Raw genomic sequence first — 22121 nt, forward strand, 5'->3', positions numbered from 1 at the left:
GATGTGTATGCAAGTACGCCCGATTTTTCTAATTTATTCGATCTCTATTTGCCTTTTATCCTCCGCCCAGGAAACAATCAGCCATGCCAGCGTCAGCGGACGTGTGACCGACCCGTCCGGACTGGTCGTCGAGAGTGCCGCTGTGCAGGCACGGCAGCTGGAAACCAACCAGGCGAGCAGCACCATCACCAGCCGCGAAGGCCGGTTCCGCTTCCCTTATTTGCGTCCCGGATCCTACGAAGTCTCCGTCAAGCAACCCGGCTTCGCCCCTGTCACGCAGCGCGTCGTGCTCACCGTCGGCGCGGCCTTCGAATTGCCGTTTGAGCTGCGGGTGAGCGGGGCGGAGACTGCCGTGGACGTCAGCTCCGAAGCCAGCCTGGTGGAAGCAGGCCGCAGTCAGGTGGCGGGCACCGTCCCCCAGGCCGAGGTAGCAAGCCTCCCCCTGAATGGCCGCAACTTCACCGACATCGCCCTGCTTGTGCCGGGCGTCTCGCCCACCAACACGGCCAGTACCCAGCTCTTTCCTGAGACCTCCGCCGTGCCTGGACAGGGCATTTCCATCGCCAGCCAGAGGAACTTCTCGAACAGCTTCATCGTCGACGGCCTCAGCGCCAACGACGACGCGGCCGGCCTGGGTGGCATGCTGTACAGCGTCGATGCCGTCAACAACTTCCAGGTGGTCACCTCCGGCGGGCAGGCGGAGTTCGGACGCGCACTCGGCGGCTATATCAACGTCATCACCAAAAGCGGAACCAACCAGATGCACGGGGATCTTTACGGCTACTTCCGCAACCAGCGCTTCAATGCCAGCAACGCACTTTCCGCCACGCGGCTGCCGCTCACCCAGGCGCAGTATGGAGCCAGCCTCGGCGGGCCCATCCTGGCCGACCGCACCTTCTACTTCGCGAACTTCGAGCAACGCAACCTGAACCAGTCCGGCCTGGTGACCATCTCGCCCGCCAATGTCGCGACCATCAATTCGCGCCTGGATGCCACGGGCTACCAGGGGCCGCGCCTCGCCACCGGCATCTACTCGAATCCCGTCCGCCTGACCAATGTCATCGGTAAAATCGATCACCAGTTCCGGCCGGCCGATCAATTCAGCCTGCGCTTCAGCCTCTACGACGTCAGCAGCAGCAACACCCGCGGAGCCGGTGGGCTGAGCGCCTCGACCGCCGCGGCCGGACTGGAGAATACCGACTACAACCTCGCTGCCAGCAACATTCTCACTCTCTCGCCCCGCCTGGTGAATGAGACTCGCGGCCAGTTCACCGCCAGCAGCCTCGCGGCCGAGCCCAATGACATCTACGGGCCCTCCGTCAGCATCGCGGGCGTCGCCACCTTCGGCCGTCTTGCCGGCTCACCCACGGGCCGCAAGAACAAGCTCGTCGAGCTGGTGGACAATGTCTCCTACCAGGCAGGAACCCACGCCCTTCGCGCCGGGGGCAACTTCCTCTACAACTCCACCACCATCACTTATCCCCGGACTCTCCGCGGAAGCTATTCGTTCTCGTCCCTCGCCAACTTCCTCAGCGGTGTCTACAACAACGCCGGCTTCACCCAGACCTTCGGCAATACGGTGAATTCGCAAACCAACCCGAACGCGGGCTTCTACCTCCAGGACGAGTGGAAAGTCGCGCCGCGCTTCACCCTGAACCTCGGCGTTCGCTACGACCTGCAGTTCCTCGAGTCCATCCACACCGACACCAACAACGTCTCTCCTCGCGGCGGCTTCGCCTGGTCCCCCTTCGCGGCGCGGCGCACCGTGGTTCGCGGCAGCTTCGGACTCTTCTACGATCGGGTGCCGCTACGCGCCCTCGCCAACGCCCTGCTTTCCAGCGGCAACTCCACCATCGTCACGCCCGCCAGCCAGATCAGCGTCAGCCTCAGCCCCACGCAGGCCGGCGCTCCGGTTTTCCCCAATGTCATCGGGGCCCTGCCCGCGTCGGTGCTGCCGAACTTCTCCACCATGGACGTGAACATGCAGAACGCCTACTCCACGCAAGGCAGTCTGGAAGTGGAGCAGCAGTTGGGCGCCCACGGCACCCTGAGCGTGGGTTACGAACATCTGCGCGGCCTGCACCTGATCGTGTCGCTCAATCGGAACGTGCCCACGTGCGTGGCTGCCGGCACGAACAACGGCTGCCGGCCGAATCCCAACTACGCGAATAACACCCAGTACGCCCCGCTGGCCGATTCCCGCTACGACGGACTGCATGTCTCCTTCGTCCAGCGGCCCTCGCGCTGGGGCAGTTACCGGATCTCCTATACCTACTCGAAGGCCCTCGCCAATGTGGGCGAGTTCTTCTTCAGTTCTCCGGTCGACCAGTACAACATCTGGCAGGACTGGGGCCGCTCCGACGACGACCAGCGCCACCGCGTTGTCTTCAACGGCACCATCCATTCCTCCATGAGCCCGGCGAAGACGGCATGGCAGCTCCTGAGTCACGGCTTCCAACTCGGCGGCATGCTGCAGTATTACTCGGCCCTGCCCTTCAACATCACGGCAGGCAGCAACACCGTGCAGGGCACGGCGGCGCGGCCCATGGTGAATGGCGCGTTCATTGAACGCAACGCCGGACAGGGCTTCGACCTCTTCAATCTGAACGCGCGCCTCAGCCGCGCCTTCCAGTTCACTGAACGCCTGCGGATGGAAGCCATCGCGGAGACATTTAACTCCTTGAACCGCGCAAACGGCGTTACCCTGAATGGAGTCTTCGGATCCGGCGCCTACCCCGCCAATCCCTCATCCACCTTCGGGCAGGTCACCTCCGTGGCCGATTCTCGCACGATGCAACTGGCCCTCCGCATCTCTTTCTAGACAGGAGACCATCATGTTCCTTTTCGCTTTCCTTCTGCTGATGAACTCAGATGGTCCGACCGCCCCAGTTGGGCCGATGCGGCAGCCGCAGGTGGCTGTCTCGAACGGCCAAGTGGGCATGACGTATGGCGGACCGGGCGCCATTTACTTTGCCGCTTCTCCTGATCAGGGCAGATCTTTCGGTGCGCCCGTCAAGGTGGCCGACACCGCCGTCCTCGCCTTGGGCCGCCATCGCGGACCCCGACTAGCCATCACTGATTCCGCATACGTCATCACCGCCGTGGCCGGCGCCGCAAAGGACACTGGCCCCCACGCGCATGGCCTGCCCGCGGACGGCAACCTGCTGGCCTGGCGTTCGACCGACAAGGGGAAGACCTGGAGTTATACGGGGCCGGTGAATGACGAACCTGGTTCGGCGCGGGAAGGGCTTCACGCCATGGCGGCCGGCCCTAATGGCAAGGTCTTCGCGGTGTGGCTCGACCTGCGGACGAAGGGCACGAAGCTCTACGGTTCCCAGTCCTCGGATGGCGGCAAGACCTGGTCGAAGAACGTGCTGGTCTACGAATCGCCCGGCGGCACCATCTGCCAGTGCTGCCACCCCTCGACGCACATCGACGCACAGGGCAATATCTGGGTGATGTGGCGGAACGCCCTGGATGGCTCGCGCGATCTCTACGTGGCGAAGTCCACCGATGGAGTACATTTCGAGGCTGCGGCCAAACAGGGCGAGGCGACCTGGAAGCTGGATGCCTGCCCCATGGACGGCGGCGGCTTCTATGTTGAGAATGGCAAAGTCACGTCGTCCTGGCGGCGGGAGTCCGACGTCTTCCTGTCGGAACCCGGCAAGCCGGAGCGGCGCATTGCCGCCGGCAAGGACAGTTCCATCGCCAAGGGCCGCAAGGGTGCTTACGTGGCCTGGACGCGTGGCACCAGCGGAGTCGAACTCCTCACCCCCGGCTCCAGCCAGCCGCGGGTTCTGTCTCCAGACGGCTCCTTCGTGAATCTCACTTCGCTGCCCGATGGCTCAGTGCTGGCCGCCTGGGAGACGCCCAGGGGCGTGGAATCCAAGCGGCTGGATTAGCTCTTCTTCGCGTGCCGGGCTTCCTTCATGATGGGCCCGTACACCAGCTTGTCGAAGGGCGGGCACCCCGCGGGGTACTGCCCCAGTTCATTGGATTTCTGCCGCATCAGGAAGGTGCAGTAAGTGAGCGTCTTGCACACCCGGATCTCGTCCAGTTCACCCTTCTCGATGACATCTTTCGCGAAGTCGGGATAGGACAGCACGCCCCGGCCCAGGCCGAGGAAGGCTATGTTGTCGTCTTCCACATTCGCCGCGCCCGCGTTGATAGCGTACTTCTGCAGCCAACTGTAGCCGGTGCCCACGATCGGCAGCTTCGGGAAGGTGCGCTGCAACTCGCCCGCAATGCGGAAGTGACGGTCCACTCCGTGGAACGGATGCTCCGGCTGCTCGTAGTTTCCGTCATCCGGCTTCTCAAAGGGACGCCCGATGTGCGGGTTGTAGTAAGGGCTGCCCAACGAGACGTTCAGCAGCTGGATGCCCCACTCCTGGAACCAGGTGATGGCCTGTTTCACTTCGGTGAGGTCTTCTTCCAGGGGATTATTGGGATTCACGCCCCAGCCCCAGGGATACGGGGTGGGGAAGGGCAGCGGCCGGCCCAGGCCTGTCGCTTCGTCGCGCACGAACGGCACGCTGTCGAAGCAGCCCAGCCGCATGCAGAGCAGCATCTTATCGCCGAACCGCGCGCGCATTTTGCCCAGGACATTCTTCAGGAACCGCGTACGGTTCTCCAGTGATCCGCCGTAGCGGCCTTCGCGCGTCTTGGCGCCCAGAAGTTCCGCCAGCAGGTAGCCGTGCGTCGCCTTCAGGTCGAGGGCCGTGAAGCCAGCGCGCTGCGCCAGCGCCGCCGTCTCGACGTAGGAATCCTCCAGCCGCTCCAGTTCGTCATCGGTGATGACGGGGTAATCGGCCGGCACGCCGTTTTTCTGGTCGATCAGAGGATTGTGATAAGCGATGGTGCGTGTCGGTACGGAGTAGCGGCCCGAGGACGTGAGCTGCATTGGGATCAGCAGGTCGTCCGTCGTACCCCACACTTCCGTATGCGACCGGATCATCATCTCGTACAGCCGCGCGAACGAATCGTAAGTGTTTTCGTTCAGCCAGATCTGCCGCGGATTGGCGCGTCCGCCTTCGTGCACGGCCGTGGCCTCAAACCAGATCAGCTTGCAGCCGCCGCGTGCAAAGCGCTCATACCGCCGCCAGGTCAGTTCATCCGGATGGCCTGCCAGCGTGCCGTCGCAGCCCTCCATGGGGTGGATCGCCATGGAATTGCCGGCCGTGCGGTCGCCCACCTGCACTTTGCGCAGCAAGGCCTGCTGCACCTTGGCCGGGTCGTGCTCAAAGCGGACGTGTTGTGTGCCGAGAGCCCGAGCGCCGGCTTCGAGCTCAGCAAGAGAACGGTAGATGAAATGACGCATCCGTAGCTACTAGTTTAGTTGGCCTGGCTGAACGACTTGTGACGGGGCAGCAGGGCGATCGCCAGCGCTCCGACAAATGCGACGCCCAGGACGACGCCCATGGCTCCTGAATACGAGCCCAATTCGCGGCGCAGCACGGACACAAAGAACGGGAACCATGTCTGGCCGATCGTGTTGACCGGCAAGATCACCGCCATCGCGCGGGCCAGGGAATTGACGCCAAACTGATCGGCTGCCATCAGCGGGATCATCATGTAGTCCGCACCCATGCCGAAGCCGAAGAGGATGGCGAAGGCGTAGAGGAAGAAGTCGGCGCCCGGCTTCACCTGCAGCAGCAACGGGATGGTCGCGGCCACGATGAAGTAGGTGGCGAACATCACCCACTTCTTCGAGAAGCGGTCAGAGAAGTAACCGATCGACAGGCGGCCGGCGATGGAGGACCACAGGATCAGGATCGAAGCGGTGCGCCACGCGCCATCCACCTCGCCGCCCTTGGTAAAACCCTCATCCAGGAAAACGAACTTCATGTGGAAGTTCACCGCGCCAATCGAACCGATGGAGCACAGGCTGCCGATCAGCAGCAGCCAGAACGCCTTGCTGGCGGCGAGTTCCTTGAAGGTCTTGGAGACAACAGCCGCTTCGGCGCCGGGCTGATCGTCGCCGTCCGGATTCTGTCCGATATCGGATGGACGGTCCTTCAGCACGAACAGAACGAGCGGCCACGACAGGAACAACATCCCGCCCAGGATCATCAGCGCCGTGTGGTAGCCGAACTTCTCCGTCAGCGGCTTCACCAGGTAGCTGCCCAGCGAACCCATCAGGCCGACGCCGACATACACAATCGCCATGGCCTTGCCGCGATTGCGGCGGAACCACTGGGAAACCATGATCTGGTGCGGCGGCGGGCCGGACAGGAAGTAACCGATGGTGTAGAGCACCCAGAAGCCGTAGTACATCCACAACACGCCGGGCATGTTGCCGAAGCCCATCAACGCGATACACGTTAAGGCCGTCCCGATCAGGATTAGTTTGCGCGGGCTGAAACGGTGGATCACCAGCGGCCCGATCCAGATCGTCAGCGCCGCGGCTAGCGGAAAGCCGAGAGTAATCTGCTCGCGGGTCCAGCCAAAGTCCCGGGCGATGTAGTCGTAGAAAAACCCGATGTTGTAGTACGGGATACCCGTGGAAAGGCCGAAGGTGAAGCAGGCGGCGGCGACAATCCACCAGCCGTAGAAGGATTTCTTCATTCGAGTGCGAGGCTCCTGGCGCACGGCCCGCCAGTGAGCGGGACGGCAGTGTGAAATGCCAGTTATATCACACGATAGGGTCCCGGCCCCGGATTGTTCCAGGCGGGTGGACGCAATCGGCTAGAGAATGCGCAGGTGGAACCCGCCGTCGGCGTTGATCACGGTGCCCGTGCCGTAGTCGATCAGGCCGTCCGCGATCGCCCGGATGGGCTTCGCGACATCCGCCGGATCGCCCAGCCGGTTCTGCGGCAGCAGGCCGTTCTTGGCCTTCTCCTCGTAGGCGTCCTTCACCTTCTCGATCATGTCGGTGCGGATGATGCCGGGCCGCACCTCGAACACCTGCACATTGTGCGGAGCCAGCCGGGCCGCCCAAAGCTGCACGGCCATGCTGAGCCCGGCCTTGGAGACACAGTATTCGCCGCGCATGATGGAGGCGGTGTAGGCCGAAATCGATGTGACGAAAACCACACGGCCCGAGCCTTGGGTAATCATCTGCCGGGCGGCCAGTTGCGTCAGGAAATACGGTCCCTTGAGGTTCGTATCCAGAACCTCGTCAAAGATCTCTTCGCTCGCCTCGAGAATGTCTTTCCGCTCCCGCGGAGCGATGCCCGCGTTGTTCACAAGCAGGTCGATGCGGCCATACTTGTCGACGGCGTACGCGATCAGCGCGGCACGATCGGCGGGGCTGCCAATGTCGCACTGCAGGATGTCTGCTCCGCACTCAGCCTGGAGCGACTCGGCTGCGTCGCGGCGCCCGCGATAGGTCCCGATGACGGTGTGTGTGCGCGCCAGTTCCAGCGCGATGCCGCGGCCGATGCCCCGTGAGGCGCCGGTCACAATGGCGACAGGTTTAATGCTCATTGAATTCCGTTTTCTTTCAAAGCGGCGTCGATCCCCTTGGAGATCTCTTCGGCGGTGAAGGTCTCAATGAAAGGGGCGCCATTGACCAGGGCAGTGGGCGTGTGGGCGATGCCGCGCGCCACGCCGTCCTCGAAATCTTTCTGGACAAGCGCTTCCAGTTTCGGATCCTGCAGCGCGGCCAGCGCCTGCCCCGCATCGACACCGTTGGCTTCGCAGAACCTGGTCAGCCACGCGTTGAAGTTCTCGGGTTTGATCTCGGTCTGCGACTTCATCGTCTCCTGGCGAAACTTCACAGCCTTGGCAAGATCTACGGTTTGGAGGTAGCGCGCGGCGAGGGCCGCCGGGCGGGCCCAGAGATGTTTGGCCAGCGGAAAGTCGCGGTGCTCGAAGGCCACTTTGCCGCCATACTTCGGCAGCAGTTTCTCGTCCAGCATGACCCGGAACACGGCGCAATCGGAGCACTGCAGATCCTCGAAGATCAGTACACGGACGGGACTATCGGCCTTCCCCTCCACCAGACGCTGTTGAGCAGACATAGAAATGGCGACTACGGCGGCCAGGACCAGCGGAATCATTTCCGGCGTACCTTGTCCAGCAGCCCGGCCGCGACGTCCTTGCCCTTGGCGAGGGCGGCGTCGTAAGCCTCTGACCGTTCCGCGCGGGTCAAGCCGTAACCGATGCGGTAGATACGCTCCAGCGAGAGCCCGACAACGTAGGTTCCAGCGTAAGCAATGGCGGCTTTCGGGATGATCCCGCCGCCAAAGGGAATCTTGCCGACAAGTTCCCGGGCGGCGGCGCGCCAGCCCCAGGCTCCGGCGACGATGGAGCCGATCTCGGAACGCTGCTCCCGGAAGCCCACCTCCCGGTCGCTGGCCGCGGCCAGCAGGAAGGCCATCCGAATCTGATTGGTGGTCAGAACGGCGGTATCCGACGCAAATTCGCCCACCATCCACGGCAACTCAGCCAGGCTGGGAATCACATTGGGCAGGGCCGTCAGGATGGAGAACAGCGCGTTCTCCTTCGAAACCGTGTGGATCGTCTTGTGAATGGCGGCCTGCCGGAACGGAGGGAACAACCGGGCCAGCGGCAGCGTGGCCTCGTCGAAGTTCTCTATCACGTTGTGAACCAACCGGTTCGGATGGGCCGGGTCGAAAATGAAGGCGTCTTTGTTCAGGTCCCAGCCCGCCGGAATGGTGGAGCCGGACTCGGCCACAATCAGGTGATAGCGGCCGTCGGGATCGGCGTCGCCGGCACGGCTGAGCGTGCGCGCGACCTCCATGCGTTTTTCCCGCGAAACGTCAGCCGGTGCCAGGAAGTCTTCCAATTGCGCGTAGAACGCGCTGGACGACCCCAGCATCAGGACCCGTACAGGCCGCTCAGCGGACTGCCGGATCTCGTTCGGATTGATGCGCGATATTGCAGTGCGCACCTGATCAAGGAAGCGGAGGGACATGATTTAGTAGTCCGTCTGATCCCACTCCGGGCTCCGCGCGCCAAGGGCGCGCAAAACGACGCGGGGTATCCTCTGCCATTCTACGCCAAGGCCGATTCTCTCTACCTGTATGTTAGAGGGGAAGAACTCCAGCAAGGTTTCGGTCGTAGGGTGGAACTGCAGGGCCGGCGCCACGAGAAGCAGCCGTGGCGGGCCGCAACTGATTGGCAGGCCAGGGAAATACCCGTTCACTCGAAAATCCCCCCGGGCCGCATGGTGGGCCACCCGGATCCAATAATCCAGTGCTTGTAAAGGGAGATTGGGGTCTTCCGAGGCCTTCAGTTCAATTACGGCTAGGCGTCCGCTGCGTTCAACCGCCAACAAGTCCAGGCACGACCGCTCGCAGCCGGTCAACGCCGGCACCTGACCGTACACTGGGGCCGGCAAGAGGCAGGCGTCCAGCATCGTGACATGGTTGCGAACCAGCGATTCCAGCCACGACTCCGGCTGCTGCAGGCGCCAGGGGTGGTCGGGTACCGGTCCGCCGGCCTGGCGGAACGTCGAGATCTCCTGGGCCAACTCTTCGACCGCGGCCAGATTCCGGGCCGGCTCTTTCCGGAAAACACCCGACCACAGCATCCCCGTCTCGTAGCGTGCGAATTCCAGGCCGTTGACGCGCAGGCTGCGCGCTCCTCCGGTGAGCTGCACACCCTGCACGTTGGGTTGGAGCTCCACCTGCCGCGCCCACGATTGCGCCTCGTTCAGCGGCTCCGGAGGACCGTCCTGCCAGGGTTCCAGCCTGGTGATCAGATTCCCGTGGTCGTCGGGATCGATGGGCGCCTCAAACCCGGTGTCGTCATAGCGGAACGGCCGGCAGACGACGTTCAAGTGGCGGAGTCGCAGCAGGGTTGTCGTTTCTGATCCGCAAGGCAGGAAGAGCGCGATCTCCTGGACCGGATGCCGGCGCCGCAGGTACGCCAACCAGAGCAACGCATGGGTGAGGGCGTCATCGGCGTGCTGCGGCGGCACAGCCAGCGCGGCCGCGCGCCGCTCGCCTTTCCTCAGACAGGCCCGGGGACAAGCGGGCGACAGCGTGTGCTCCAGATCGGCGCCCGAAGAGATGTTCTCCAGAGCCCATCCGGGAAACTGCCGGGCCAGCCAGCGGCGCAGCAGCTCCCTGAGCACTGAGCGTGTACTGTCCAGCAACGGCGCAGCCGACTGCGGCCGGGCCAGATCCGTGAACGTCAGCAGCCCCGGTTTGCCGCCAAACCGCGCGGTTTCGACCGTGAGCCGCGCCGTCCGCTGCTGTTGAATCGCCGTGATCCGCCGCATGAGAGTGCGCTGTTCGTCCCAGATTTCAAACTGCAGATGTTTCGGAAAGTCAGTGAAAGTGAACGCTGCGGGCGAAAGCGCAAACGGCGCTTCACCGGGTTCCAGGGCGGCGGGTTGGCGGCAGCCAGCGAGAAAACTCTCGATCTGCTCGCGCAGCGCGGGGACAGGCGTTGGGCGGGCCGCTTTCTTCTGAGCGGACACCATGGCCATTATAGAATGTCTGGAAGTGGCTGTAGGTATTACCCCACTCGTTCGTATGGGTGTAGGCTCAAGCAGTCCGGCAGGTTAGACAGGAATTCTAAAGGAGCGAGTTTGGAGACGCTGGCAGATCGGTTGACGGAAGTGGAAGGGCGGATCGAGGCTGCCTGCCAGGCGGCGGGGCGCGCCCGCGAGGAGGTCACGCTGCTGGCGGTGACGAAAGTCTTTCCCGCTCAGGTGCTTCTGGACGCCTACGCCGCGGGGCTGCGCGAGTTCGGAGAGAACTACGTGCAGGAGTTCGAGGGCAAGGCTCCTCAACTCGGACCTCTACCTGGCGCCCGCTTCCACCTCATCGGCCATCTGCAGTCTAACAAAAGCCGCAAGGCTGGCGAGCTCTTTCAGGTCATCCAGACCGTGGATTCGGCCAAACTGGCGCGCCGGCTCTCCGAAATGGAGAAGCCGCTCGAAGTCATGATCGAGGTGAAGCTCTCAGAGGAAGATTCCAAACACGGGTGCGCGCCGGAGGATCTGCCCGCGCTGGTGGACGCGATTCACGAGCTTCCGCACCTGACGCTGACCGGCCTCATGACCATGCCGCCCTGGTCAGAAAACGTTGAACTCTCCCGGCCCTACTTCCGCCGCCTGCGTGAGCTGGCTCAACAGTTCGGACTGCCGGGGCTCTCGATGGGCATGTCGCACGACCTGGAAGTGGCGATTCAGGAGGGCTCCACCATGGTGCGCGTGGGCACGGCCTTGTTCGGCAGGCGCAAGAAGGTCTAAGCTGCCATGCGCTGGTTCCTGATGTTGCTGTGGTTGGCCGGTTGCGCTGCTGAGCCGCTTCTGACCCTGCACGTCAAGATTCCAATGCGCGACGGCATCCGCTTGTGCACTAATGTGTTCCGGCCGGCGCCGACGGGCCGCTATCCCGTGGTGATCCAGCGCACACCGTACCGCAAAGTGTCGGAACTCACGCCGGGTCTGCAGGCCTTCCTGCGGCGCGGATACGCCGTCATCACCCAGGATGTCCGGGGCCGTTACGACAGCGATGGCGAGTTCAATCAGTACAACCAGGAGATGAATGACGGCGACGACACCATCTCGTGGGTCGCCCGCCAGTCGTGGAGCGACGGCCGCGTCGGGATGTTCGGCGGATCCTATGTGGGCTTATCGCAGTGGCGCACGGCCCTGAGTGGCAACCCGGCGTTGAAGGCGATCACCCCGGCCGTGGCTGGCGGCGACGAGTACACTGATCGCTACTACTCTCGCGGCGGCGCCTTCAAGCTGGGACACCGGCTGCGCTGGATCGCCGAGAACTACAAGCCGGCGGAGACACCGGTCGTCGACTTCCAGCGCATGGTGACCTACCTGCCGCTGCGGCGTGCGGACCGTCTCGTCAGCGGACGAATCCTGGAGTTCTTTCAAACCGTACTCAATCATCCGAGCTACGACGACTATTGGCGCAGGTTGAGCACGGTGGAGCACATGGACCAGCTTCACGTCCCGGCCTTCATCGAAGCGGGCTGGTATGACAACTACGCGCAGAGTGACATCGAAATGTGGAGCGGGCTGCGCGCGCTCGGCCGTCCGGCCCGGATCATTGTGGGACCGTGGGGCCACAACCTGAGCCCTGTCATGCCCGAGGCCCAATTTGGCGACATTGCCAACCAACCGCTCCGCCGAATGGAGATCGAGTGGTTCGATGCGTATGTGAAGCAGACCGCGCCCGCGCCGGTGGCGGCCGTACGCTACTTCCTGATGGGCGCCAATGAATGGAAAGAGAGCGAGTCCTGGCCGCCCAAGCCCTATGTCTGGACGTCACTCTACCTCTCCAGTAAGAAGGGCGCTAACTCATTGAATGGAGACGGGAAACTGTTGCCGAAGCAGCAGAAGAAAGGTGCGTCGGACTTCTACACGTACGATCCCCGCGTTGCCGTGCCGACGGTGGGCGGCGCGCTCTGCTGCAATAACAAGGTCCTCCCTTGGGGACCACTGGACCAGCGCCGCGTTGAGGGACGCCACGACGTGCTTGTCTACTCCAGCGAGCCGCTGAAGAAGGCGATGGAGGTCTCCGGCCCCATCAGAGTAGTGCTGCACGTGGTGAGCAGCGCGGAAGACACTGATTTCACAGCGAAATTCGTCGATGTGGCGCCGGACGGACGCGCGACCATCCTGTGCGATGGCATCCTGCGCCTGCGCTATCGCCAAGGTATTGAAAAGGCAGTGAAATACGTCCCCGGCGCGGTGGAACGCATCGAGATCGACGCCGGCGTGACCAGCAACCTGTTCAAGGTGGGGCACCGCATCCGGGTGGATGTCTCTTCCAGTAACTTTCCGAAATACGATCGCAACCTGAACTCGGGCGGGTCGCAGGCTGACGAGAAAAACATGCGCACGGCCAGGCAGGAGATTCGGCACGGCCAGGAGTGGGATTCGCACGTTCTGCTGCCCGTTGTACAGTGACAGACCGATCCGGGCTGTTACCATAAGAAGAAATCATGCTGCCTGAGTCTCTCACTGAAGGCCTCACGTTTGACGACGTATTGTTGAAACCGGCGCGTAGCGGATTGGTCCCCGCGGAAGCCGACACGAAAACGCAATTCACCAGAAACATTTCACTGAACATTCCCATCGTGAGTTCGGCCATGGATACGGTGACGGAGAGTCACCTCGCCATCGAGCTCGCGCGCCAGGGCGGCATCGGCATCGTTCATAAGAACATGTCGATCGACAAACAGGCGGAAGAAGTGGACCGCGTGAAACGGTCGGAAAGCGGGATGATCGTCGATCCCGTCACCGTGGATCCGGACCAGAAGATTTATGAAGCGCTGGACATCATGAAGCGCTTCCGCATCTCGGGCGTACCCGTGGTGAAGGATCAGAAGCTGGTGGGCATTCTCACCAACCGCGATCTCCGGTTTGAAAACCGCTACGACCTGCCCATTCGCGAGGTGATGACGCACGAGCCGCTATTCACGGTCTCCGTCGGCACTACCCTCGAACAGGCGCAGGAAGAGCTGCACAAACACCGCGTCGAAAAACTCCTGGTGGTGGATGAGAACTTCGCCTTGAAGGGCCTCATCACCGTCAAGGACATCCAGAAGAAGCGCAAGTACCCCAACGCGACGAAGGACGAAAAGGGCCGCCTCCGGGTGGGCGCCGCCATCGGCGCGACGGGCGACTTCCTGGAGCGCGCGCAGGAACTGGTCAGCAAGAAGGTGGACGTGCTGGTGATCGACACCGCGCACGGCCACTCCGAACGGGTCATGCAGGCCGTGGTTGCCATCAAGCGCAGCCTGCCGAATGTGGATGTCGTGGCCGGCAATGTGGCCACCTATGACGGTGCGCGCGACCTGATCGCCCTCGGTTTGGATGGCGTCAAGGTCGGCATCGGGCCGGGTTCCATCTGTACGACCCGCGTCGTCAGCGGCGCCGGTGTACCCCAGATCACCGCCATCGCGGAGTGCGCGCGGGCGTGCCGCGGTACCGGTGTTCCGATGATTGCGGACGGCGGTGTGAAGTATTCGGGCGACGTCACCAAGGCGATCGCGGCGGGCGCGGACTCCGTCATGATCGGCAGCCTGCTGGCCGGCACGGACGAGAGCCCGGGTGAGATGATCCTCTACCAGGGCCGCACATTCAAGGCCTACCGTGGCATGGGTTCGATTGGCGCCATGTCCCAGACACAAGGCAGTTCCGACCGCTACGCCCAGGAAGGCGGCGGCAAGCTGGTACCGGAGGGCATTGAAGGCCGCGTCCCGGCAAAGGGCCCCCTGGCCGACCTGGTGTTCCAGTTGGTAGGCGGCCTGCGGGCCGGCATGGGCTACTGCGGCTGCCGCACGATTCCTGAACTTCAGGAGCGCGCGGATTTCCTGCGCGTCTCCATTGCCGGTTTGAAGGAAAGCCACGTTCACGACGTGATCATCACGAAGGAAGCTCCGAACTATCGTCTGGAGTAGTCCTCCAGGCTGCAATTGAACTATCAGGGGGAGTGGCGCCGGCCCGGTTGGGCTTGCAGCCCGCTCCCCTTTTGTTTGCCCCGCGCGATGGCGCGTTGGATCGATTCAGCCTAAACTTGACGTCCATCCTCTGATAAACTCGTTCCAAAGCAGGAGGCTGGGATGGCTGTCCCCGATGACGTCGGTCGACCTCTGCGGATTCGTTTGCTCCCTGGATTGAGCAGCGCCCGCCACATTGTTGGACTGTTGGGCCTTGGCACGTTAGGTGTGTTTGTCCCTCTCCAGGCTGCGGAAGTGCCCGCCGCTCCGGCCGCCGCGATCCTCAAAAAGAACTGCTTCCTCTGCCATGGCCAGGCCAATCACATGGCCGGCATCAACCTGCAGGAGATGACCGCACAGCCCGATATCGGCGCCAGCTTTGAGAAGTGGGAGAAGGTTGCCACGGTGCTGGAGCAGAAGCGCATGCCGCCGGCCCGGATGCCGCAGCCCGAGGACGCGCAACGCTCCGACGTCATCAATTGGGTTCGTTCCAGCCTGAAGGACTACGCCAAAAAGCATGACGGCGACCCCGGCCGTGTCACGGTCCGGCGGCTCACCTCCGGCGAATACGGTTATACGATTCAGGACCTCACCGGGCTGGAACTCGACGTCCAGAGAAACCTCGTGAACGACGAGGTTGGTGGGGAAGGCTTCACCAACTTCGCGGATGTTCAGTTCACGCAGGATGCCAACATCGAGCGCTACCTCGAAGTGGCGAAGAGCGTGGCCGACCGGGCGGTGCTCGGCGCCGGCCCCCTCAGTTTCTACCAGGACCCCGGCAAGACCGGCTTCGAGATGTCGGCCATCCACCGCATCCAGAAGATCTACCAGGACAATGGATTCCGCACCGTCTCCGGCGAGGGCGGGCAGCCCTTTGGCCTGGAGCGCTACGGTAAGGCGCTGTTCGTAGCCTGGAATTACAAGCACCGGCTGGCGCTGGGCCAACCCACTGCGACGCTGGTCGCACTCGCGCAGAGGGAGGGCATTGCGCCTCGTTTCGCTGAGCATATCTGGACAGTGATGAACACGCCCGCCCTGATGCACCCCTCCTCCGATGTCGTCGAGCGCTGGCGCAACCTACCCGCTCCGATCGCCGGCAAACCGGCGGACATTGCTGCCGCGCGCAAGGGTTGTGAAGAGATCCAGAAGTACCTCACCACCTGGCCGAGCTGGCTGTTCGCGCGCGGTGATCTCGCCGCTGGCGGCGCGGGCGATGAGCGGCCGCTGATGTTCAACGACGAGTCGTTGAAGGCCGAGGTCCGGCAGAAGTTCAAGTTCGCCCGGCTGGGCCGGCGTGCTGGGCCGACCGGGCCGCCTCCGGTGACCGGCGGCATCGCGCGCATCTATCTCAACGTGGTGCTGGTCAATTCCTCGGGTGACGAGAAGCCTTCGATCGTGTGGCGGAATCCGACGGTTCAATTCCGGTCGGCGAGGATGGCGACTCCGCCGGCAACGCCCCCGGTTCCTCCCTCCAGCGAGTCGACTTCAAGCCAGGCCACCAGCGGTTCGCAGAAGCCGCCAGCGCCTGGAGTGACCGAACTGCAACTGGCGAACCCAAAGTTCGTTGGAGCGGACAAGCTGCCGCGGCACCCCCTGCAGAGCGTGATCACCGACGAGTTCGCCGCCAAACTGGGCTTCGGCAAGAGTCTGGATGGCACGGAAGTGGGGCCGGCGGATTTTGCGAGCCTGGGTTCGACCTTCTTTGACGTGAAAGTGCCGGATGGCATCTCCGTCTTCGAGCTTCAGGTAGAGGCCGAAATCGGCGGCAATCACGAACAGGTCCTCCGAGTAACTTTCTCCGATCGAGCCGATGGAAGCACGCGCGGCGTGCCCGTGTGGGGCCTGGTCGGCGACCCGAAGAGCAAGGGGTATCAAGCCTGGAAGGCTGGGGTACTCGAGTTCGCGCGCATCCTGCCGCCCAATTCCAACAGCGAGGCTGCGCCGGCCGACAAGGACCCTATTCCGGAGCCCTTCGACAACACCTATAACGTTCCGGAGCATGACGACTTCGTGATCAAGGTGAAGTACATCCGCGACGACCAATTCCTGGTGAATCATGTCCTGGACAAGGCGACCCGCACGCGGCTCGACCAGGCCTGGATGGACCTCTACGCCTCGTTCGACTATCACGACTCCTACATGCAGTTGCTGGCGGCCAAGTTCAAGTACGACCTCAAGGGCTTGACCATGACCAAAATGTCCAAGGCCGAGGTCGAGGCGATGCCGGACCCGCTCCGCAAATATGTCCGTCCCATCATTGCTCACTACGGCGTGGTGATGGCCGCGAAAACAGCGGGGCAGGCGGGACACCTGGACGACTGCCTGCGCTTCGCCAGCCGTGCCTGGCGCCGCCCGGTGACGGAATCAGAGAAGGCCGAACTGCGAGACTTCTACACCCGGCTGCGCCAGGAAGAGAACCTGGATCACCAGAAGGCGATCCGGGCCCTGCTCACACGGATTCTGGTGTCGCCCGCCTTCCTCTATCGCGTGGAGCAAGCGCCTCAACAAGCAGGACTGCGGCCCGTGAGCAATTGGGAGATGGCCAGCCGGTTGAGCTATTTCCTGTGGTCCTCAATGCCCGACGAGGAGCTCCGGCGGGCCGCCGCGACCGGCGAACTCTCGAATCCGCCCCTGCTGAACAGGCAGGTGAAGCGCATGCTGGCCGACGAGAAGGCGCGCCGCATGGCGACCGAATTCTTCGGGCAGTGGCTGGGTTTCTACCGTTTCGACCAGCATCGCGGCGTGGACACGACGCGCTTCCCCGAGTTCAGCGACGAAGTGAAATCGGCCATGTACGACGAGTCGATCTCCTTCTTCGAGCACATCATCCGCAAGGACCGGCCGGTGCGCGAGATCCTCCACGCCGACTACACCTTTCTGAACCAGCCCCTGGCCAAACACTACGGAATCCAGAAGGAGATCAAGTCGAAGGACGAGGTGGAACTGGTGGAAGGCGCCACGGCGCTCCAGCGCGGTGGCGCCTTGCGCCTGGGTACGATGCTGACGGTGACCTCCGCGCCGCTGCGGACCAGTCCCGTGAAGCGCGGCGATTGGGTACTGCGACGGATCCTCGGGACGCCCACCCCGCCGCCTCCGGCTGACGCGGGCTCGATTCCCGCAGACGAGAAGGCCTTCGGCGGCCTGACCTTGCGCGAGAAGCTGAAGGCCCATCAGCGGAACGCCTCCTGTGCCGGCTGCCATACGCGCATTGATCCCCTGGGCTTCCCCTTTGAGCGCTACGACGCGGTGGGCCGCGTCCGGACGAAGTACAACGACGGCAAACCCGTGGAAGACTCCAGCGCGACCGCCGACAATACACAGATCTCCGGCGTCGACGGCCTGCTGAAGTACCTCGACACGCAGCAGGATCTGGTGAACCGCACCATGGCCCGCAAGCTCATCGGCTACGCGCTGGGCCGCACCATCCTCGCTTCCGACCAGTCGCTGGTGGAACGCCTGAGCCACGAAGGACCCAACGCCACGTTCTCCCAGCTCGTGAACGAAGTGGTGGCCAGCAAACAGTTCCGCTACCGCCGCGGACCCGAACCCGCTCCGGCACGGCCGGCTGCAGCCGCCACGGCTTCGGCCGCAACGCTACCCCGCAACGATGTCCTGACCGCGAAAGCAGGTGCGCAATGAGAGGCACGATTATGAAAGCCGGACGCAGGCCGTCGCGGCGCAATTTTCTGCGTGGGGCCGGCGTCGCGCTATCCCTGCCGTGGCTCGAGTCACTACAGCTGAAGGGCGCGCAGGCGGCATCCGGGCCTCCGTTGCGCTTCGCGTGCCTGTACTACTCCAATGGCGTCGAGCCCATCCACTGGTGGGCCAAGGGCAGTGGCGCTTCCATGGAGTTGGGCCCGGTGCTGGAGTCGCTCAAGCCGCTGAAGGAAGACATCGTCTTCCTTCGTGGCCTCTTCAACCAGCAGGCGTTCAAATCCACCAGCCCGCACCTGGGCCGCATGCCCAACATGCTGTCCGGAGCGACGGTGAGCCTCGATCCGGCGGTCATCCGCGTTGGAACATCGATGGACCAGGTGTTGGCCCAACAGATCGGCCACCAGACCGCGCTCCCTAGCCTGGTGCTGGGTATTGAGCCGAACGAACTGCGGCTGGAAGACGGGCTGTCGATGATCTACGGGTCGTCGCTGTCCTGGACCTCGCCCTCCAAGCCGGCCACCAAGGAGATCTACCCGGCGCGCGTCTTCGATGCCCTGGTGGGCGACCCGCGCGGACGGCGCCTGGATCGCAGCATCCTCGACGCGGTGCTGAAGGACTCGCACGACCTGCAGCCGCGCATCAGCGGCGGCGACAAGCAGAAGCTGGGCGAGTATCTGGAGTCCATCCGCGATATCGAGAAACGCATCGACCGTGCCGCCAAGGACGAACGGCTGGAAGGCTGGCGCCCAACACTCAAAGAGCCGAACATGCCGCGGCCGGCCGATCAGTTGCCGCAGGATGTGCCGGATCACATGAAGCTGATGCTGGACCTGATCGTCCTCTCGTTCCAAATGGACAAGACCCGCATCGCTACCTGCATGCTGAACAACGACCTGTCGCAGATGAACTTCAAGTTCCTGAAAGGCGTGCAGGGTGCGTTGCACCTGGACCTCACGCACAACGGCAAGGCTCCGGCGGCCGAGGCGATGTACCTGAAGACGAACCAGTTCCACCTGGCCCAGTTCGCTTACCTAGTGAATCGCCTGAAGTCGATCGACGAAGGCGGGCAGTCGCTGCTGCAGAACTCCATCCTCCTGAGCGGATCGAACCTCTTCGATGGCGACACTCATGGCGCCGACCAGATGCCGCTGCTGCTCGCGGGTCAGGCCGGCGGAGCGCTGAAAACAGGCCGGATTCTCGATTTCCTGGGAGCCGGCGACGACAACCGTCGCGCGTGCAGCCTGTATCTGTCGCTGATGGACCGCATGGGCGTGAAGCTCGACCGGTTCGGTGATACGGATAAGCGCCTGCCGGACCTTTGGGCGCACGACGTATAGTTCAACGGCGGGCATGACGATGCGGTGACGCAGTTGATGGCCCGAGCTCAGCTCCTGCCACGCGCTCCAGGTGGGTTGTGGATTTGCACTGGATTCGACGTCGATGGCCGCCGTCAACCGCTGCCGTTCCCCGATCATCAGGGCGAAGAGCTTGCAGCGCAGGAATTCGCGGATCTTAAACGAGGCGGGAACGATGGCGTACTCGTCTTCCTGGCGGATCCTGTCCCGCTTCCACTCCGCTTCCAGCGTGCCGGTGCCACCGCGTAGCTGGCAGGCGATGCGGGCGTTCCTGTCCAGGGCCTCGATCTCCGCTGCCGGAAAGCGAACCTCGATCTCGAAGTCGGGCCGCACCCCTGGGCCGAAATCCTCCCGGAGTTCCGTGCCGGGCGAGAGGGCATACGTCAGGCCAATGGCGACGGCGATGAGTCCCGCCACCACCGCCAGCGCCACCGATCCCGCGCGAGCCGCGTCCTCCAGCGTGTTCCAGATGAGATAGCCACCACCCGCCAATCCGATGATCGCCGCCAGCGGGCCGGTCACGAAGGCGCCGGTCATGCTCTCCGATTCCTCGCGGGCTCCGCCGGACGTCCTCACCAGAAGCGAGGCCGACCAAAAGGCGAAGATGCTCCAGAAGGCGGCGGCCCAGGCCAGTGCGCCAACGCCCGTGAGTAGTATTCGTGCCATCCACAGATGAAAGCGCGGTGGCCCGGCGGAATCGATCACCGGCCGATCGATTTCTAAATTTCAGGCAAGTGCGCCGTGCGTTCCGGGATGCGGTAGAGATAGAGCGTGCGGCCCTCCACGATGACTTTCCGTTCCGGCGGCCAGTCGCGTAACGGGAAACTGTGTGACACGATGCGGGTCCCCGGAGCCAGGTCATGCAGGAAATGCCCCCGGAACTGCTCCAGAATGTTTGGCATCAGGAAGACCGTGATGACGCTCGCCTGGGAGATGTCGGCCTGAAAGAAGTTCTGCTGGAAAAAACGGGTGTGTCCCGCTACGCCCGCGGTGACAGCGTTCCGGCGCGCTTCGGCGATGCGCTCCGGATCGATGTCATAGCCAATTCCTTCCGCGCCGAATTCGCGCACGGCGGCGATGGCGATGCGGCCGTCCCCGCAGCCGAGGTCCATCACTACGTCTCCAGGATGGACCCCAGCCAAGCGCAACATGGCCGTAACGACGCCCGGGGCCGTTTGCACATAGGGGACATCCAAACCGGCGCCGAACTCGAGGGAAGGGCGGCTCTTGCAGGCAACGCCGGTCAGCAATGAGGCGGCCAGCACCAGGCAGGCGGACGGTCTCGAGTGAGGATGGACGGTGAACATGGCCGGCTCCGGGTAGACTGGGCGGCCCCATCTTCACGAAGGATTCAAAAAGGCAGGGTCTTCGGGTCTGTCCACTCTGTTTGACGCCAGCGGACAGGGGGCGGTTCCTGGCGCTCGAAACCGGGTGGCCGTCCACGGACGAACCACCCGGTCCTGACAGGCGTTAGCGGACGGCGAGATCGTCCTTGGCGGGCAGCTTCGGGAACGGATTGTGCGGCTCCATCTGATACCAGTAGCCGACGGAGGCGATGTCGTCCTTCAGCGGCAGGTAGCGGCCGTTCTCCTTCCAGCCCAGCGCCTGAATCGTCACGCGCAGGTCGTTCTCAAACCGTACCGGGTCTGTGATGTGCCAGCGATAAAGCCCGAACCGCTGCTGCGACTGATACAGCCCGTCGGGCTTGATCACCTGCGCCAGCCCGGTGTACGGTGTCGTGAACGGCTGGTACTGGTGCGTCTCCTGGTTCTCGAAGTTATACGAACCGCAGAAGTAATCTTCCGTACCCGTGCCGCTGATGGTCGGGAATGCCTTGTCTCCATCCATGTAGAACTTGATCTCGCCCTCGCCCCACCAGCCGTTGTTGTTGACACCCCACGCCATGTAAGTGCCCACATAGTGCCCGCGGCCTTTCACGTTGTCCAGGATGGTGTAGACCTCCTTGTACGGCAGCGGATTCGTGCGGCGGAACTGGGCGTGGAAGTAGGCGGCATCCGCCGGTACGGGCGCCTGCGTGTAGTCGATCTGGTAGTAGATCGTCATCGGCTTCTCGTCGATGTTCTCCAGCGTGAACTTGGCCTTTTTGCGGAACGGCATCGGCCAGTAGGAGTTGAAAGCGCTGCCCGGATTCACGCAGATCGCCTGGGAGGTCAGCGGCGCGTACTTCCCCCAGCCCATGGCGAAGAAATCGCCAACCGGCACTTCCACAGACGGTGCGGCCTCGTCGTCCCAATACATGCGCAGGATGGAGTAGCGCCAGTTGCCGGTGGGCGTCATCCAGATATGCTGGACGGCGCCGGAGCCGGTGACCTCGCCCAGAGTGAACGTTTGGCCAGGCGCGATCACGATGAACGGGTTGATCTTCCAGCCCTGCCCCAGCTCCGATGCCGCGCGCGACGCCGAGCCCTGGGACGCCATCGCGCCTTTCCCCTTCTCGCCCGTCAGGTTCTCGGGGCTGATGGAGAACGTCTTCGCGCTAGCGACCCTGTAGAGATTCTCCAGACTCGAAGTGAGGCCTGTAAAAGAGCCGTCCTGGGCGTGGGCCGGCTGCGCGAGCCAGCAGAGAGCTCCGATCAATGCAATCGTGGATGCCTGTTTCATGGGCTGCTTGTCCTTGTGTCGAGGTGAAGTGCTGGCCCGCTCCGGAAAGAGGAGCGAATCCTATTCGAAGTCAGGATGTCACAAGTGGGCAGCGCGGAGAATGAC

15 protein-coding genes are annotated in these 22121 nt (G+C 63.3%); 7 read left to right on the forward strand and 8 right to left on the reverse strand.

Annotated elements, in window-relative coordinates; genetic code table 11:
- Positions 1–7: 7 nt before the first annotated feature.
- Entirely contained in the window at positions 8–2821 is a 2814-nt protein-coding gene (locus IRI77_RS29255; RefSeq protein WP_194448505.1) for a TonB-dependent receptor, read from the forward strand.
- A 13-nt stretch (positions 2822–2834) separates the two neighbouring features.
- Positions 2835–3902: a sialidase family protein gene (locus IRI77_RS29260; protein ID WP_194448506.1), complete on the forward strand. Its 1068-nt coding sequence runs from the start codon at positions 2835–2837 to the stop codon at positions 3900–3902.
- Here IRI77_RS29260 and IRI77_RS29265 read toward each other — a convergent pair.
- From IRI77_RS29265 to IRI77_RS29290, 6 genes are all read right to left on the reverse strand, one after another.
- Positions 3899–5317: an oxidoreductase gene (locus tag IRI77_RS29265; protein WP_194448507.1), complete on the reverse strand. Its 1419-nt coding sequence runs from the start codon at positions 5315–5317 to the stop codon at positions 3899–3901. The two genes, IRI77_RS29260 and IRI77_RS29265, sit on opposite strands and share 4 nt — an antisense overlap.
- Positions 5318–5331: 14 nt before the next feature.
- Positions 5332–6564, reverse strand: coding sequence for an MFS transporter (locus tag IRI77_RS29270; RefSeq protein WP_194448508.1), 1233 nt, complete (start codon positions 6562–6564; stop codon positions 5332–5334).
- Positions 6565–6684: 120 nt separating this feature from the next.
- A complete protein-coding gene (locus tag IRI77_RS29275) occupies positions 6685–7425 on the reverse strand; it encodes a 3-ketoacyl-ACP reductase (protein WP_194448509.1) in 741 nt (246 codons plus the stop codon).
- On the reverse strand, positions 7422–8000 hold the full coding sequence (locus tag IRI77_RS29280) for a thioredoxin domain-containing protein (protein ID WP_194448510.1): 579 nt from the start codon (positions 7998–8000) through the stop codon (positions 7422–7424). Before IRI77_RS29280 ends, IRI77_RS29275 begins: the two co-directional genes overlap by 4 nt.
- Positions 7997–8878, reverse strand: coding sequence for a hypothetical protein (locus IRI77_RS29285; protein ID WP_194448511.1), 882 nt, complete (start codon positions 8876–8878; stop codon positions 7997–7999). The genes IRI77_RS29280 and IRI77_RS29285 overlap by 4 nt, the downstream gene beginning before the upstream one ends.
- Before the next feature lie 3 nt (positions 8879–8881).
- Entirely contained in the window at positions 8882–10393 is a 1512-nt protein-coding gene (locus tag IRI77_RS29290) for a hypothetical protein (RefSeq protein ID WP_194448512.1), read from the reverse strand.
- 108 nt (positions 10394–10501) lie between these two features.
- Here IRI77_RS29290 and IRI77_RS29295 point away from each other — a divergent pair, with 108 nt between their 5' ends.
- From IRI77_RS29295 to IRI77_RS29315, 5 genes are all read left to right on the forward strand, one after another.
- Positions 10502–11167 carry a YggS family pyridoxal phosphate-dependent enzyme gene (locus tag IRI77_RS29295; protein WP_194448513.1) on the forward strand — a complete coding sequence of 222 codons (666 nt, stop codon included), beginning with the start codon at positions 10502–10504 and terminating at the stop codon, positions 11165–11167.
- Between the two features lie 6 nt (positions 11168–11173).
- Positions 11174–12847, forward strand: coding sequence for a CocE/NonD family hydrolase (locus IRI77_RS29300; RefSeq protein ID WP_194448514.1), 1674 nt, complete (start codon positions 11174–11176; stop codon positions 12845–12847).
- 35 nt (positions 12848–12882) lie between these two features.
- Positions 12883–14343: an IMP dehydrogenase gene (gene guaB / locus IRI77_RS29305; protein ID WP_194448515.1), complete on the forward strand. Its 1461-nt coding sequence runs from the start codon at positions 12883–12885 to the stop codon at positions 14341–14343.
- 162 nt (positions 14344–14505) lie between these two features.
- Positions 14506–18021: a DUF1592 domain-containing protein gene (locus tag IRI77_RS29310; RefSeq protein WP_194448516.1), complete on the forward strand. Its 3516-nt coding sequence runs from the start codon at positions 14506–14508 to the stop codon at positions 18019–18021.
- Positions 18018–19376, forward strand: coding sequence for a DUF1552 domain-containing protein (locus IRI77_RS29315; RefSeq protein WP_194448517.1), 1359 nt, complete (start codon positions 18018–18020; stop codon positions 19374–19376). The genes IRI77_RS29310 and IRI77_RS29315 overlap by 4 nt, the downstream gene beginning before the upstream one ends.
- Before the next feature lie 737 nt (positions 19377–20113).
- On the opposite strand, the gene IRI77_RS29320 is transcribed toward IRI77_RS29315, so the two are convergent.
- The gene (locus tag IRI77_RS29320; protein WP_194448518.1) at positions 20114–20701 is read right to left on the reverse strand and encodes an SAM-dependent methyltransferase; all 588 of its coding nucleotides are present in this window, start codon (positions 20699–20701) and stop codon (positions 20114–20116) included.
- 163 nt (positions 20702–20864) lie between these two features.
- Positions 20865–22016: a glycoside hydrolase family 172 protein gene (locus IRI77_RS29325; protein ID WP_194448519.1), complete on the reverse strand. Its 1152-nt coding sequence runs from the start codon at positions 22014–22016 to the stop codon at positions 20865–20867.
- Between the last annotated feature and the right edge of the window lie 105 nt (positions 22017–22121).

The sequence above is a fragment of the Paludibaculum fermentans genome (assembly GCF_015277775.1).
GTDB classification, from domain to species: domain Bacteria; phylum Acidobacteriota; class Terriglobia; order Bryobacterales; family Bryobacteraceae; genus Paludibaculum; species Paludibaculum fermentans.

What these genes read in the sequence shown, in the direction of transcription:
- IRI77_RS29320 (WP_194448518.1), bottom strand. Translation starts at nt 20,701, where the DNA reads ATGTTCACCGTCCATCCTCACTCGAGACCGTCCGCCTGCCTGGTGCTG.
- guaB (WP_194448515.1), top strand. Translation starts at nt 12,883, where the DNA reads ATGCTGCCTGAGTCTCTCACTGAAGGCCTCACGTTTGACGACGTATTG.
- IRI77_RS29290 (WP_194448512.1), bottom strand. Translation starts at nt 10,393, where the DNA reads ATGGTGTCCGCTCAGAAGAAAGCGGCCCGCCCAACGCCTGTCCCCGCG.
- IRI77_RS29270 (WP_194448508.1), bottom strand. Translation starts at nt 6,564, where the DNA reads ATGAAGAAATCCTTCTACGGCTGGTGGATTGTCGCCGCCGCCTGCTTC.
- IRI77_RS29275 (WP_194448509.1), bottom strand. Translation starts at nt 7,425, where the DNA reads ATGAGCATTAAACCTGTCGCCATTGTGACCGGCGCCTCACGGGGCATC.
- IRI77_RS29310 (WP_194448516.1), top strand. Translation starts at nt 14,506, where the DNA reads ATGGCTGTCCCCGATGACGTCGGTCGACCTCTGCGGATTCGTTTGCTC.
- IRI77_RS29280 (WP_194448510.1), bottom strand. Translation starts at nt 8,000, where the DNA reads ATGATTCCGCTGGTCCTGGCCGCCGTAGTCGCCATTTCTATGTCTGCT.
- IRI77_RS29315 (WP_194448517.1), top strand. Translation starts at nt 18,018, where the DNA reads ATGAGAGGCACGATTATGAAAGCCGGACGCAGGCCGTCGCGGCGCAAT.
- IRI77_RS29265 (WP_194448507.1), bottom strand. Translation starts at nt 5,317, where the DNA reads ATGCGTCATTTCATCTACCGTTCTCTTGCTGAGCTCGAAGCCGGCGCT.
- IRI77_RS29255 (WP_194448505.1), top strand. Translation starts at nt 8, where the DNA reads ATGCAAGTACGCCCGATTTTTCTAATTTATTCGATCTCTATTTGCCTT.
- IRI77_RS29325 (WP_194448519.1), bottom strand. Translation starts at nt 22,016, where the DNA reads ATGAAACAGGCATCCACGATTGCATTGATCGGAGCTCTCTGCTGGCTC.
- IRI77_RS29300 (WP_194448514.1), top strand. Translation starts at nt 11,174, where the DNA reads ATGCGCTGGTTCCTGATGTTGCTGTGGTTGGCCGGTTGCGCTGCTGAG.
- IRI77_RS29260 (WP_194448506.1), top strand. Translation starts at nt 2,835, where the DNA reads ATGTTCCTTTTCGCTTTCCTTCTGCTGATGAACTCAGATGGTCCGACC.
- IRI77_RS29285 (WP_194448511.1), bottom strand. Translation starts at nt 8,878, where the DNA reads ATGTCCCTCCGCTTCCTTGATCAGGTGCGCACTGCAATATCGCGCATC.